Genomic DNA, 12,876 nt, shown 5'->3' on the forward strand with positions numbered 1-12,876 from the left:
CGGCAAACAACGAATGACAAATCTTCGAAATATTTCGCAATTAATTCTGCAAGTCAGTAAAATGTAGCCGTGATGTCAATCACACGTCAAGCATTATTTTTGGAGATTTGACTGTCGCCTACTCAATCCGGCACACTTCAGTCACTGAAATATTTCGGAAAGTCGGGACAAGATGCGCGTAACTAAATCGCCGGCGAAGCCGGTTTTGGCCACGGTGGCCGCGTTGGCTGGGGTTTCGGCGCCCACGGTATCCAAGGTGATCAATGGCCGTGACGACGTCGCTGCGGACACGAGGGCCCGCGTGCAGGCGGCACTGGCTGAGCTCGGTTATGAATCGCCGGCGCAACGTCGGACCAGGTCCAGCGGGCCGGCCATGGTGGACCTGGTCATTGACGGGATGAACACCCAGTACTCCATGGAGATCCTCACGGGAATCCTTGACTTTGCCGCCAGCGAGGACGTCGACGTCGTGGTTGGCAACGTCACCCCAGCAAAATTGCACCGGGCAAATCATGAGGAGTGGGCCCAGCGCATGGTGGAGTCCGGACGTACGGGCCTCATTCTGGTGACCTCCGAGATGACCGACAAGCAATTGGATTCCTTCAGGCGGCGAAACATCCCCGTGGTGGTGATTGATCCGCTGAATCCGCCGCGGAGTGGATATATCAGTGTGGGGGCTACCAACTGGGCCGGTGGCAAGGCCGCCACGGAGCACCTCATTGCGTTGGGGCATCGCAGGATCGCGTTTTTGGGGGGGCCAGCGGCTGCCGAATGTAGTGTTGCCCGCCTTCACGGCTACTTGGCGGCACTGATGTCTCACGGCATCACTTCCCGACCCGACTATGTCCTGACCGGAGAATTTAACCAGCACTTCGGCCGGGCAGGCACCTCTGAGCTACTGGCTCTCGAGGAGCCTCCGACAGCGATTTTTGCCGCCAGCGATGCCACCGCGCTGGGGGTTTTGGAGGAGGCGCGACGTCTGGGCCTGCGCATCCCCGAGGACCTGAGTCTGGTGGGTTTTGACGGCACCCCGCTGACCGAGCAGACCCTGCCGAGACTGACCTCTGTTGCCCAGCCGTTGCAGGAGATGGGTAGGGCTGCATTGCGGGCTGTCTTGCGTCTGGCCAAGGATGAGAGTCTCGATTCCCCTCATATGGAACTGGCGACGGAGTTGGTCGTTCGCGATTCCACGGCCCCGCCGCGGCCCCGTTGAGGGTTCCACGTGGGGTGGCAGGCGTTGGTGGATTACCGCGCCCGTTCCCCGTTGTCGCGCCCAGTAGAGCGGTAGCGACAGCGGGGAGCGGGCGCGATTTTCGAACCGGTCATTTTCCGCTGGTGCTGCCCCGCACTACCAGCTCGGGCTTGAAGACGACCGATCGCGGGACGGTGGCTTCGGATTCCAGCTGTTCAAGCAGCAGTTCAATGGCCGTCTGGCCGATCAGCGCGGCGGGCTGCCGAATTGAGGTCAGCGGAACTATGGCGGAGGCGGCAAAGTCGATATCGTCATAGCCCACGAGGGCCACGTCCTCGGGGATGCGCAGGGTGTGCAGCATGGTCAGCGACTGCATGAGACCTAACGCCAGCAAATCGTTGGCGCAGAATACCCCGTCAGGCAGCTCCGCCAGCCCGCGCTCTACCAGCAGATCCCCGACGGTCCGTCCCGCTAGGACGCTCATCTCGGCGGCATCGAGAACTTCCAAAGTGGCGTCGGGGAACTCGCCAACGGCCTGCCGCGCGCCCTCGAGCCGGTCCCGTACTTGGCGAAGGCTCTGCGGCCCGGCGATAAAGGCAATCTTGCGCCGACCCAGCTCCAGTAGGTGCCTGGTGGCCAGGTGGCCGCCCTGGACGTCGTCCACCGAGACGGAGCTGAACCCTCCGTCATCCGCCCGGCTATCCACCAGTACTACCTTGGTGCCGCGCGCGGTGAGTGCCCGCAGCCGCTCGGAAACATTGGCCACCGGGGAAATGAGCACACCCTGGACCTGTTGCTCCTCGAAGAGGTCCAGGTAGTGCGATTCTCGCTGGGCGTCGTGGCCGCTGTTTCCCAGCACGACGGCGCGTCCCCCCGTGGCGGCGGCGTCCTCCGCTGCTCGCGAGAGGGAAGAAAAGAACGGGTTGCCGATGTCTAGGACTATGAGGCCGATGGTGCGGCTACGCCCGGCCCGGAGTTGCCGGGCGGCGTCGTTGCGGACAAAACCCAGATCCGAGATTGAGGACAAAACCCTTTCTCGCGTTTGGGGGGCTACCCGGTCCGGGTAGTTCAGGACGTTTGAGACAGTCCCCACGGCCACCCCTGCGTGGTTGGCGACGTCCTTGATGCTTGCTGCCCGCATGTGAAAGCTCCGCTTCGGATCCCGAGGATGAAGACTTCCGCCGGGAAATGGTTGACATTAACTCAAAGTCCAGAGTACTTTGAATCGTAATAATGAATCGTTTCAAAAGAAGGAAACCTTATGCGAGTCTGTTTTCGGTCACAGGTCGATCCACAGTTCCTCGATGAGTACCGGCAACGGCACGCCGAGGTCTGGCCGCAGATGCTGACCGCGCTCGAGGCTGCCGGCTGGGAAAACTACACGCTGCATTTGGGTGACGACGGGCTATTGATCGGGATTGTTGACTGCGATGACTTGGACGAGATCCGGGCACGCATGGCCCTGACCGAGGTAAACGCCCGGTGGCAGACGGAGATGGCGGCACTGTTTCCCGCATCCGAAACCGCCCCGGACAACGGATTCATGGTGATGGAAGAGGTTTTCAATCTTGATCAACAGCTGGCCGAGGCCGGTCCCACAAGCGAAGGACAGATGAAATGACGGACATGACAACAGCGTTTGAGCGTCTCGGAGAACTGGCCATTGAGGTTCCTTCCTGGGCCTACGGCAATTCCGGCACGCGCTTCAAGGTCTTTGGTACACCGGGAACTCCCCGCACCATCTTTGAGAAGATCGCCGACGCCGCCCAGGTACACAAACTTACGGGGCTGGCTCCGTCGGTGGCCCTGCACATCCCGTGGGACAAGGTCGATGACTACGCAGCCTTGAACAGCTATGCGGCAAGCCTGGGAGTTGGCCTGGGTACCGTTAACTCCAACACCTTCCAGGATGACGATTACAAATTCGGCTCGCTGACGCACGTGGATCCTGCCGTCCGCAAGAAGGCAATCGAGCACCACTTTGAGTGCATTGAGGTCATGCATGCAACCGGTTCAAGGGACCTGAAGATCTGGCTGGCCGACGGCACCAACTACCCGGGCCAGGGCGACATTCGAGGACGCCAGGACCGCCTGGCGGAGTCTCTACAGGAGATCTACGCCGGCCTGGGCGATGACCAGCGGCTGGTGCTCGAATACAAGTTCTTTGAGCCGGCTTTTTACCACACCGACGTTCCCGACTGGGGAACCTCCTACGCGCACACCCTGGCCCTGGGGGAGAAAGCCCTGGTATGCCTGGACACCGGGCACCACGCGCCGGGCACCAACATCGAGTTCATCGTGGCCCAACTACTACGCCTGGGCAAACTTGGCTCCTTTGACTTCAACTCCCGCTTCTACGCAGATGATGACCTCATCGTCGGTGCCGCCGATCCCTACCAGCTTTTCCGCATCATGTACGAGGTCATCCGCGGCGACGGCTTGGGACCGGCGTCGAACGTGGCGCTCATGCTGGACCAGTGCCACAACCTGGAGGAAAAGATCCCCGGCCAGATCCGCTCCGTGCTCAACGTGCAGGAAATGACCGCCCGCGCCCTCCTCGTGGACCGTGTGGCACTCACCGAGGCCCAGAACAATGGTGATGTGCTGGGTGCAAACGCGATCTTCTCCGACGCCTTCTACACAGATGTTCGCCCAGCCCTGGCCACATGGCGTGAGGCCCGCGACCTGCCCGCAGATCCGCTGGCCGCCTTTGCCGCAAGCGGCTACCAGAAACAAATCAACGACGAACGCGTGGGCGGCACCCAGGCCGGATGGGGAGCATGAGAGTGAATCATTCAACAAGCACGACGGCGGCACCCGCCAGTGCGCTGACGGGGGCCGCCACGGTGGCCGAGCTGATCGGCCGGTCGAATCGTTTGGGTGCGGACAAACGCACTACGAACTACGCCGGTGGCAACACCTCCGCTAAGGGCACCGCAAAAGACCCCGTCACAGGTGAGCCGGTGGAATTGCTGTGGGTCAAGGGCTCCGGCGGCGACCTGGGTACTTTGACGGAGCCGGGGCTGGCCGTGCTGCGCCTGGACCGTCTGCGCGCCCTGGTCAACAGCTACCCGGGGGTAGAGCGGGAAGACGAGATGGTGGCCGCGTTCGACTACTGCCTGCACGGGAAGGGCGGTGCCGCGCCGTCGATCGACACGGCCATGCACGGGTTGGTCGACGCGGCCCATGTGGATCACCTGCACCCGGACGCCGGTATTGCGATTGCCACGGCGGCGGACGGCGAGGAGCTGACCGCGAAGATTTTCGGCAACAAGGTGGCGTGGGTGCCGTGGCGCCGCCCCGGCTTCCAGTTAGGTCTGGACATTGCCGCGATCAAGGAAAACAAACCCGACGCCGTCGGCACCATCCTGGGCGGTCACGGGATCACCGCCTGGGGAGCCACCAGCGAGGAGGCCGAAGCCAATTCGCTGTGGATCATTGAAACCGCACAGGCGTACATCGACGCCAACGGACGCCTGGACCCGTTCGGCCCGGAACTGCCCGGCTACGGGGCACTGCCCGAGGATGAGCGTCATGCGAAGGCTGCTGCACTGGCACCGACCATCCGGGGGCTCGCCTCCACCGACAACGCCGCCGTGGGCCACTTCAGTGACGACGCCGCCGTGCTGGAGTTCCTGGCTTCGGCCGAGCATCCGCGTCTGGGAGCCCTGGGCACCAGCTGCCCTGACCACTTCCTGCGCACCAAGGTCAATCCGCTCATCCTCGATCTGCCCGCCGGTGCGTCCGTCAAGGAATCAATTGCGCGCCTGAAGGAACTCCACGCCGACTACCGGGTGGATTACGCTGCCTACTACGAGCGCAACGCAGTGGCCGATTCCCCTGCAATGCGGGGCGCGGACCCGGCCATCGTGCTGGTGCCGGGCGTGGGCTTGTTCTCCTACGGGGCCAACAAACAGACTGCACGGGTTGCGGGGGAGTTTTACCTCAACGCCATCAACGTCATGCGCGGTGCGGAAGCGCTCTCGCGCTACGCGCCGATCGACGAGGCCGAGAAGTTCCGGATCGAATATTGGTCGCTGGAGGAGGCCAAGTTGGCCCGCCTCCCCAAGCCCAAATCGCACGCCACACGCATCGCCCTGGTGACGGGATCGGCGTCGGGCATTGGCAAGGCCATCGCGACCCGCCTGGCGGCGGAGGGTGCCTGTGTTATCATCGCCGATCTGAACCTTGAGGCGGCCCAGGCCGTTGCCGCCGAGCTGGGTGGAGAAGATGTGGCGATCGGCATCCGGGCCGATGTGACCGATGAGGCGGCCGTTCAGGCCGCGGTGGATGCGGCCGTGCTGGCCTTCGGCGGGTTGGACTTGGTGGTGAACAATGCCGGCCTGTCCATCTCCAAGCCGCTGTTGGAAACGTCCGAGAAGGACTGGGATCTGCAGCACAATGTCATGGCGAAGGGCTCGTTTCTGGTCTCCAAGGCCGCCGCGAAGGTGCTCATCGAGCAGGATATGGGTGGGGACATCATCTACATTTCCTCGAAAAACTCGGTGTTTGCCGGGCCGAATAACATTGCCTACTCGGCCACCAAGGCCGACCAAGCTCACCAGGTGCGCCTGCTTGCGGCCGAACTGGGCGAGTACGGGATCCGCGTCAACGGCATCAACCCCGACGGCGTGGTCCGCGGCTCCGGAATTTTTGCCGGGGGTTGGGGTGCCAAGCGAGCCGCCGTGTACGGGGTGGATGAGGAGAAGCTGGGGGAGTACTACGCCCAGCGAACCCTGCTCAAGCGCGAGGTGTTGCCGGAAAACGTGGCCAACGCCGCCGCCGTACTCACCAGCGCCGAACTCTCCCACACCACCGGACTCCACATCCCCGTCGACGCTGGCGTGGCCGCAGCGTTCATGCGATGACGGGCCCGGGAAGTGGAACCCCGCTGTTCGTGGCGATCGACATCGGTGCGTCCTCGGGGCGCATCATCGTGGGCAGCACCGGTGGTGGTGAGGTGTCGCTGGAGGTCGTGCACCGCTTCCCCAACGGCGTTATCGAAGCGGGTGGGGGCCTGCGCTGGGACTTCGATGGGCTGTTTGCAGAGGTTCTGGTGGGGCTGCGCCGTGCCGCGGAGTTTGCAGCCGCATCCGGAAACCGCATCGCCAGTGTTGGCATCGACACCTGGGCGGTGGATTACGGCCTAGTTGATGCCCACGGCACCCTTGCCGGCCCGCCGTTCAGCTACCGGGACCGCCGTGGCTCCCGGGCAGTCGCCCACGTCCACGAACGCATCAGCCCGGAACTGCTCTACGCCACCACCGGTCTGCAGCACTTGCCGTTCAACACCGTCTATCAATTGGCCACCGAGACGGATCTGGCCGGAAAGCAAGCGCTTTTGATCCCCGATCTCCTGGCCTTCAAACTCACGGGGGTGCGCCGTACCGAGGCCACCAACGCCTCCACCACCGGGCTGTTTGACGCGGTGGCGGGGGAGTGGGCCACAGAATTCCTCTCGGCCTTGGATCTGTCCGCGGTGCTGTTTCCGCCCCTCATCCAGCCTGGGGAAACCCTCGGGACGCTGCTGCCAGCCATCGCGGCGCGGACCGGGTTGGGGGAGGCAACCACGGTGGTGGCCGTCGGCTCGCACGACACAGCCTCCGCCGTCGTCGCCGTACCAGCGGTCACCCAGGGCTTCGCCTACATTTCCTCGGGCACCTGGTCGCTGGTCGGTGTGGAACTTCAGGGGCCCGTCCTTTCGGAGTCGAGCAGGCTGGCGAACTTCACCAATGAACGAGGCGTGGACGGGACTATCCGCTACCTGCGTAACGTTGGCGGGCTATGGCTGCTCAGCGAATCCCTGCGCAGCTGGGCGGGTGAAGCGTCCAGTGCCGGATCCTTGGCCCAGATCTGCCAGCTGGACACGCTGTTAGAGCAGGCCGCTGCGGAACCCGGCGGCGGGCCGCTGATAGACATCGATTCCGTGGAATTCATCGCCCCGGGAAACATGCCAGAACGTATTAGGGCGGCGGTGCATGCATCGGGAGAGGAACTGGAAACCAGGCCCGCCGCGGTGGTCCGCTGCATCCTGGACAGCCTGGCGGCCGCCTACGCCCGCACCGTGCGGGACGCGGCAGGGATATCGGGACAGCCTGTGGAAGTCATCCATATTGTGGGCGGCGGCTCGCAAAACAAGCTCCTGTGTCAGCTCACGGCCGACTCCACCGGGCTGGCCGTCATTGCCGGGCCGGTGGAGGCAACGGCGCTGGGCAATGTGCTGATCCAGGCGCGGGCTGCCGGTGCGGCGCCGGAATCGTTGGCAGGGTTGCGGCACATGGTGGCCGTCAGCCATCCGGGCGTCCACTACCGCCCCGCAACGGTGTGATGCGAAGAAGCCCGATTTGGCGTCACGGCAGGAACCGGCTTATGGTGTGAGCATGACAAACCGTTGGTATGCGTATTTTTCGTTGGCTCTGGAGGGGCCCGCGTCTAACTGACACGCATCCAATTACCTTCAGAGCCAACAGGACAGAGAATCTTTCTCTGTCCTTCGCCATTTCCGGCGGGTTTCTGAAAAGGGGCTCGCTTCCAGCCCAAATAAGGAATCCCGCATATGAGCGCCACCACAGCCACCACCTCATCCAGCACCTCAAATTTGCGCGTCAGCCAGTTCACGGCGCTGCCGTCCCCGGCCGAACTTGCCGCCGAACTGCCCCTTGACGCCCACGCCAGCAACGTCGTCGAACGTGGCCGTGACCAGGTCCGGGCCATCATGGACGGCGTCGATGACCGCCTGCTGGTGGTGGTGGGCCCGTGCTCCATCCACGATCCGAAGGCCGGACTGGACTACGCCCGCCGCCTGGCCGCCACAGCCGCCGAGCACGAGGAAGACCTGCTGATCGTCATGCGCGCCTACTTCGAGAAGCCGCGCACCACAGTGGGTTGGAAGGGTCTGATCAACGATCCGCTCCTCGACGGCAGCCACGACGTGGCCCAGGGCCTTCAGATGGCTCGCGACTTCCTCCTTGAGGTGGCCCGGCTGGGACTGCCCACCGGAACCGAATTCCTTGAACCGATCAGCCCCCAGTACACCGCTGACCTAATCTCCTGGGGCGCCATCGGGGCCCGCACCACCGAAAGCCAGATCCACCGCCAGCTCAGCTCCGGGCTGTCCATGCCCATTGGCTTCAAGAACGGCACCGACGGGGACCTGCAGGTGGCCCTGGACGCCTGCCAGGCAGCCGGCGCGCCGCAGTCCTTCCTTGGCATCGACGGCGAGGGACGCGCCTCCCTCGTCAGCACCGCCGGCAACCAGGACACGCACATGATTCTGCGTGGCGGACGCAAGGGCCCGAACTACGGCGCAGCCGACGTCCAGGACGCAGCAGCGCAGGCCGCAAAGGCCGGCATTAACCCGCGCCTGATCGTGGACGCCAGCCACGCCAACTCCGGCAAGAGCCACCACCGGCAGGCGGAGGTCGCCCTGGAAATTGGTGCGCAGCTTGAGGCCGGCGACGCCTCCGCCCATGCCATTGCCGGGATCATGCTGGAAAGCTTCCTGGTGGGCGGTGCGCAAAAGCTTGACGTCGAGGAGGTTGCGGCAGGAACCGCGCAGCTCACGTACGGTCAGAGCGTTACAGATGCCTGCATGGATTGGTCCGTCACGGCCGAGGTGCTCGCCAACCTGGCCCGCAGCTCCCGCAACCGTCGCGCGCAGTCCCTCTAGCGCAGACCTGAGGGTTTGCTAGGCTGGCGTTGCGCTTCCTGCGCGAAACGGATGGGGACCCGGGGCTCCCTGCCAGATCGGGCTGCGGCCGGACAGAATGGATTTTTCGATGATTCGTTTTCTATTGCGTACGGCGATCAATCTGGTGGATGCGCTGATTGCCCTGCTTCTGGCGGCCTGGCTCATCGACGGGGTCCACCTCAGCGCCAGCGGACTGATCACGGCCGTCGCCGTATTTACCGTTGCCCAGGCCATTTTGGCCCCGTTTGTCTTCAACATGGCCCGGCAATATGCCACTGCCGTTCTAGGCGGTATTGGAATCGTCTCGACCCTGCTCGCACTCTGGATTGCGAGCCTCTTTCCCGGGGGCTTGCGGATCGACGGTGTGGTCGCGTGGGTTGTGGCGCCCCTGCTGGTCTGGATAGTGACTGCGCTGGGCGGCTGGATTCTGGGGATCTTCATCATCGACCGTTGGTGGACAAAGCGCCAGGCCCGCGCCAAGCTGGCCTGAACCGCGACACAAAGTCGTTCACATTGGCCCCAGCAGGCTCTAGAGTTAGCCTGATAAGGCGCAGGGCCAAAATTAAGGCTCCAGCACCCCACCAATAGCGGAAACGGATACCCAAGGAAAATGTCGCAGGAGCAAAACTTCTCCAATGTGAACTTCTTGACTGTTCAAGAAGTCGCCGAGCTCATGCGCGTTTCCAAGATGACCGTTTACCGTATGGTGCACGCCGGCGAACTCCCTGCGGTTCGCTTTGGCAGGTCCTACCGTGTCCCGGCAAACGCCGTCGAGAGCTTCCTTAAGTCAGCCGTCGTGGACGGTACTGGGTCCCATATGGCCCCCGGTTCGGCGCAGACCGGGTAGGCACGGTAGTCTAGGAAAGATCCATTTTCGGCTTTGACCGATTCCTGCGATCGGTCGACCTAATCGTTTGGGCCTCACTTGAGGCCTTCTATGCAGTTTGTGAGGAACTTTCATGGGTTCAGTAGTCAAGAAGCGCCGCAAGCGGATGTCCAAGAAGAAGCACCGTAAGCAGCTTCGCAAGACGCGTCACCAGCGTCGCAATAAGAAGTAAATCTTCTTTCATGCAATCGCCCGTTCACCATTTTGGTGTGCGGGTGCTTTGTTTTAAGGTGCCAATCCACGCTGGTGTGGAGTACGACGGCGGGCACTTGGCTAGCACTGCGCCACAGGTTTTGGGCGGGGTTGGCTATTTGCGCCGCATGGACGCAATACCCTTCCAGAGGCCGTAGACCACGCCCACGCCGGTGGCCGCCTGCAAGCCAAGAGTGGCGGCGCGGCGTCCGGAGCGGTAGTCGTAGATGGGCCAGTTGTGTTCACGGGCATGGCGGCGCAATTTAGTGTCCGGGTTGACGGCCACAGGATTCCCCACGGCCGTCAGTAGCGGGATGTCATTGTAGGAGTCACTGTAGGCCCAGCAGCGGCTCAGATCCAGGTTCTGTGTCTCCGCCAGCTCACGCACTGCGCGGCCCTTGGCGGGCCCGTGCAGGATCTCTCCCACCAGCTTGCCGGTGTAGATGCCGTCCTCGATCTCGGCCACGGTGCCCAGGGCCCCGGTCAGGTGCAGGCGTTCGGCGATGACGCCGGCCACTTCCACCGGGGTGGCGGTGACAAGCCACACCTGCCGGCCCGATTTGAGGTGCTCCTGCGTCAGGGCACGGGTGCCGGGCCAGATCTTGGACACGATCATCTCGTCGTAGACTTCCTCACCCAGCTGGCGGATGAAGTCGGCGCTGATACCGGCGGCAATTTTTTGCGCCGAATCCTGAACGGAGTGGACGTCGTTCATGTTTTCCCCGCGCAGGATGAATTTCGCCTGCTTCCACGCGAAGCCGGCGACGTCACGGAGAGTGAAAGCCTTCTTTTGGTACATTTTTCGGGCCACATGGAACAAGCTGGCGCCCTTCATGAGGGTGTTGTCCACGTCAAAGAAAGCGGCCTCGCCCTGATGCTGCGCAGCGGTCGAGGCGGCCTCGGCACTGTTGGTAGTCACGTCGGGCATGAATTGATTCTAGTCAATCCTTAGCGGGAGCGCCTGCTGCGCCGCCTGTGGCGCCGTTAACAGCTGTGAAACTTTTCCGCCCTGTTCCCTTTGGGGCGGCTGCCGCCCGGGTCCGAGTGCGCGGCTGCGTGCCTTTGAGTACGGTTAGAGGCATGAATCCCGAACTCAACGTGCCCCGCCTGGAATTGATCACCAAATCCGGTTGCCACCTGTGCGAGGACGCCCGCGACGTGGTTGCCAGGGTTGCGCAGGAGCTGGGCCTGCCCTGGACTGAAGTTGGCATTGATGGCAACCCGGATCTCACACAGCGCTACGGCGAGGAGATCCCGGTAGTACTCGTTGACGGGGTGCAGCGAGACTTTTGGCACATCGACCCGGTCCGGCTGCACACCGTCTTAAGTAACGCCATGGCCGGGCCCTGCCCCAGGACGCCATAAATGGCGTTGGCTTTGGCTATGCCACGGCCAGGTCATACAGTGGATAATGGCCGACGGCGGCGGGTTGCGACACTTATTGCCTCGCCTTCGTACGGCCTTGCAGGAGAACTTGGAGTAGCACTTTGACCTCAGCGCAGAACCCGGAAGAACCGGCGACCGAAGCCGCTCGGCAGCTGCCGCCTGCCACGGTATCGCGCCTGACGCTGTATTTGCGCATGCTCAACGCACTGTTGGCCGACGGCGTCGAACGGGTATCTTCGGAATCACTTGCCGAGTCAGCGGGCGTGGGTTCGGCCAACGTCCGCAAAGACCTTTCTTACCTGGGCTCCTACGGCACTCGCGGTGTTGGGTACGAGGTGGCGCACCTGAGCCGCAAGATAGCACAGGCGCTGGGCCTGACCCACGAATGGCGGGTCGCCATTGTTGGCGCCGGCAACCTGGGCCGAGCCCTGGCTAGGTACGCCGGCTTTGAATCTCGCGGCTTTGACGTGGTGGCGTTGCTTGACGCCGATCAGATGCTGGTGGGAACCGAGATTGGCTGGCTGCGGGTCAGCGACGCAGCCGATCTTGAAGAGGTCTTGGCAAAAACACGTGCCAACATGGTGGTGCTCGCCCTGCCGGCAGTGGTGGCGCAATCGGTGTGCGACCGGGTGGTGGACGCTGGCGTGCACAGCATTCTCAGCTTCGCCCCCGTTGCCTTGAGCGTGCCGGACTACGTCAACTTACGCAAAGTAGACATGGCCACCGAACTGCAAATACTGGCCTACCACGCCCAACGCCTCCAGGCGCCGGGCCTGGAAGAGGAGCGCCCCGGCGCCTAGTATCCGCGCGGACCGCCGCCCGGGTTGCGCTGGGCAAAGTACTCCTTGGCAGGGGAGCGGTACAGCACGATCATGGCACCGGCACCGAGGCCAATCTGGATGATGGTGAAGATATTGGGTTGCACCAAGGCCAGCAGTGAGATGCAAGCCAGCACCAAGGCCGTGGTTCGTGCCCAATTTGCGCCCCTGCGAATCTTGGCGGCCAGCCAGAAGTAGATGGCGGCAGCCACCAAACTGATCACGGCGGCGGACACCAGAAGCGAGGAGATCATGGAGTCATCGGCCAGCATTGAGGCGTACGCCGGATCGTTGGGCAGGGCCGCTTTCAAGGTGTCGATCATGCTGGCACGCACCGACGGCAGCATTAACACCAGGAGCAACAACAGCCCCGACACGGCCTGAAATGCCCCCGCTATGGTGATGAGCCTGCACGCGACCACCACCTGTTTCGGTGCGGCATAGTGCGTTTGGGTTGCGATCGGCCCTGGACCGCCCTGGAATCCGGGATACACCGGGTTCGGGTATGCGCCGTGGGATGCGCCGGCGTCGTTGGATCCGCTGGGCGCGGCCGACGGCGGGACCCAACCCTCCGGCGCGTACTGGCCGTACCGGGGAACGCCCGGAGCGATCTCACCATAACTGCCCGGCTGGTGACCGTTGGCGGGCCGCTCTTGAGGTTGCTCGTCAGGTGTGGTCATGGCAGGGGCCTTTCGTTAGCGGTGCAAGTGGC

The 12,876-nt window shown here is 63.2% G+C and carries 14 protein-coding genes; 11 read left to right on the forward strand and 3 right to left on the reverse strand.

Annotated features, from left to right (window positions below; translation table 11 throughout):
* The first annotated feature begins 172 nt into the window (after positions 1-172).
* Entirely contained in the window at positions 173-1,213 is a 1,041-nt protein-coding gene (locus tag CXQ94_RS00890) for a LacI family DNA-binding transcriptional regulator (protein WP_104086344.1), read from the forward strand.
* A 109-nt stretch (positions 1,214-1,322) separates the two neighbouring features.
* Here CXQ94_RS00890 and CXQ94_RS00895 read toward each other — a convergent pair whose 3' ends face one another.
* Positions 1,323-2,333, reverse strand: coding sequence for a LacI family DNA-binding transcriptional regulator (locus CXQ94_RS00895; protein ID WP_104086345.1), 1,011 nt, complete (start codon positions 2,331-2,333; stop codon positions 1,323-1,325).
* Positions 2,334-2,453: 120 nt separating this feature from the next.
* Here CXQ94_RS00895 and CXQ94_RS00900 point away from each other — a divergent pair, with 120 nt between their 5' ends.
* From CXQ94_RS00900 to CXQ94_RS00935, 8 genes are all read left to right on the forward strand, one after another.
* Complete coding sequence (locus CXQ94_RS00900) at positions 2,454-2,813, forward strand: L-rhamnose mutarotase (protein WP_104086346.1); 360 nt, start codon at positions 2,454-2,456, stop codon at positions 2,811-2,813.
* Entirely contained in the window at positions 2,810-3,976 is a 1,167-nt protein-coding gene (gene rhaI, locus CXQ94_RS00905) for an L-rhamnose isomerase (RefSeq protein ID WP_181034018.1), read from the forward strand. Before CXQ94_RS00900 ends, rhaI begins: the two co-directional genes overlap by 4 nt.
* 44 nt (positions 3,977-4,020) lie before the next feature.
* A complete protein-coding gene (locus CXQ94_RS00910) occupies positions 4,021-6,060 on the forward strand; it encodes a bifunctional aldolase/short-chain dehydrogenase (RefSeq protein ID WP_258066604.1) in 2,040 nt (679 codons plus the stop codon).
* Positions 6,057-7,520 (forward strand): rhamnulokinase family protein, encoded by a 1,464-nt coding sequence (locus CXQ94_RS00915; protein ID WP_104086348.1) that lies wholly within the window; start codon positions 6,057-6,059, stop codon positions 7,518-7,520. Before CXQ94_RS00910 ends, CXQ94_RS00915 begins: the two co-directional genes overlap by 4 nt.
* Positions 7,521-7,748: 228 nt before the next feature.
* On the forward strand, positions 7,749-8,861 hold the full coding sequence (locus tag CXQ94_RS00920) for a 3-deoxy-7-phosphoheptulonate synthase (protein ID WP_104086349.1): 1,113 nt from the start codon (positions 7,749-7,751) through the stop codon (positions 8,859-8,861).
* A 109-nt stretch (positions 8,862-8,970) separates the two neighbouring features.
* Positions 8,971-9,372, forward strand: a complete 402-nt coding sequence (locus CXQ94_RS00925) for a phage holin family protein (protein ID WP_104086350.1) — start codon at positions 8,971-8,973, stop codon at positions 9,370-9,372.
* A 120-nt stretch (positions 9,373-9,492) separates the two neighbouring features.
* Complete coding sequence (locus CXQ94_RS00930; protein WP_104086351.1) at positions 9,493-9,729, forward strand: helix-turn-helix domain-containing protein; 237 nt, start codon at positions 9,493-9,495, stop codon at positions 9,727-9,729.
* Positions 9,730-9,841: 112 nt separating this feature from the next.
* Positions 9,842-9,940 (forward strand): AURKAIP1/COX24 domain-containing protein, encoded by a 99-nt coding sequence (locus CXQ94_RS00935; protein ID WP_074712200.1) that lies wholly within the window; start codon positions 9,842-9,844, stop codon positions 9,938-9,940.
* A gap of 135 nt (positions 9,941-10,075) precedes the next feature.
* Here the strand turns inward: CXQ94_RS00935 and CXQ94_RS00940 are convergent, their stop codons facing one another.
* The gene (locus CXQ94_RS00940) at positions 10,076-10,888 is read right to left on the reverse strand and encodes an HAD family phosphatase (protein ID WP_104086352.1); all 813 of its coding nucleotides are present in this window, start codon (positions 10,886-10,888) and stop codon (positions 10,076-10,078) included.
* Positions 10,889-11,040: 152 nt separating this feature from the next.
* On the opposite strand from CXQ94_RS00940, the gene CXQ94_RS00945 reads away from it, so the two are divergent.
* Entirely contained in the window at positions 11,041-11,325 is a 285-nt protein-coding gene (locus CXQ94_RS00945) for a glutaredoxin family protein (RefSeq protein ID WP_104086353.1), read from the forward strand.
* 122 nt (positions 11,326-11,447) lie between these two features.
* On the forward strand, positions 11,448-12,146 hold the full coding sequence (locus CXQ94_RS00950; protein WP_104086354.1) for a redox-sensing transcriptional repressor Rex: 699 nt from the start codon (positions 11,448-11,450) through the stop codon (positions 12,144-12,146).
* On the opposite strand, the gene CXQ94_RS00955 is transcribed toward CXQ94_RS00950, so the two are convergent.
* A complete protein-coding gene (locus tag CXQ94_RS00955; RefSeq protein ID WP_104086355.1) occupies positions 12,143-12,844 on the reverse strand; it encodes a hypothetical protein in 702 nt (233 codons plus the stop codon). The two genes, CXQ94_RS00950 and CXQ94_RS00955, sit on opposite strands and share 4 nt — an antisense overlap.
* Positions 12,845-12,876 lie beyond the last annotated feature (32 nt).

Source organism: Arthrobacter sp. GMC3 (genome assembly GCF_002929305.1).
Classification (GTDB): domain Bacteria; phylum Actinomycetota; class Actinomycetes; order Actinomycetales; family Micrococcaceae; genus Specibacter.

What these genes read in the sequence shown, in the direction of transcription:
- CXQ94_RS00890 (WP_104086344.1), top strand. Translation starts at nt 173, where the DNA reads ATGCGCGTAACTAAATCGCCGGCGAAGCCGGTTTTGGCCACGGTGGCC.
- CXQ94_RS00895 (WP_104086345.1), bottom strand. Translation starts at nt 2,333, where the DNA reads ATGCGGGCAGCAAGCATCAAGGACGTCGCCAACCACGCAGGGGTGGCC.
- CXQ94_RS00900 (WP_104086346.1), top strand. Translation starts at nt 2,454, where the DNA reads ATGCGAGTCTGTTTTCGGTCACAGGTCGATCCACAGTTCCTCGATGAG.
- rhaI (WP_181034018.1), top strand. Translation starts at nt 2,810, where the DNA reads ATGACGGACATGACAACAGCGTTTGAGCGTCTCGGAGAACTGGCCATT.
- CXQ94_RS00915 (WP_104086348.1), top strand. Translation starts at nt 6,057, where the DNA reads ATGACGGGCCCGGGAAGTGGAACCCCGCTGTTCGTGGCGATCGACATC.
- CXQ94_RS00920 (WP_104086349.1), top strand. Translation starts at nt 7,749, where the DNA reads ATGAGCGCCACCACAGCCACCACCTCATCCAGCACCTCAAATTTGCGC.
- CXQ94_RS00925 (WP_104086350.1), top strand. Translation starts at nt 8,971, where the DNA reads ATGATTCGTTTTCTATTGCGTACGGCGATCAATCTGGTGGATGCGCTG.
- CXQ94_RS00930 (WP_104086351.1), top strand. Translation starts at nt 9,493, where the DNA reads ATGTCGCAGGAGCAAAACTTCTCCAATGTGAACTTCTTGACTGTTCAA.
- CXQ94_RS00935 (WP_074712200.1), top strand. Translation starts at nt 9,842, where the DNA reads ATGGGTTCAGTAGTCAAGAAGCGCCGCAAGCGGATGTCCAAGAAGAAG.
- CXQ94_RS00940 (WP_104086352.1), bottom strand. Translation starts at nt 10,888, where the DNA reads ATGCCCGACGTGACTACCAACAGTGCCGAGGCCGCCTCGACCGCTGCG.
- CXQ94_RS00945 (WP_104086353.1), top strand. Translation starts at nt 11,041, where the DNA reads ATGAATCCCGAACTCAACGTGCCCCGCCTGGAATTGATCACCAAATCC.
- CXQ94_RS00955 (WP_104086355.1), bottom strand. Translation starts at nt 12,844, where the DNA reads ATGACCACACCTGACGAGCAACCTCAAGAGCGGCCCGCCAACGGTCAC.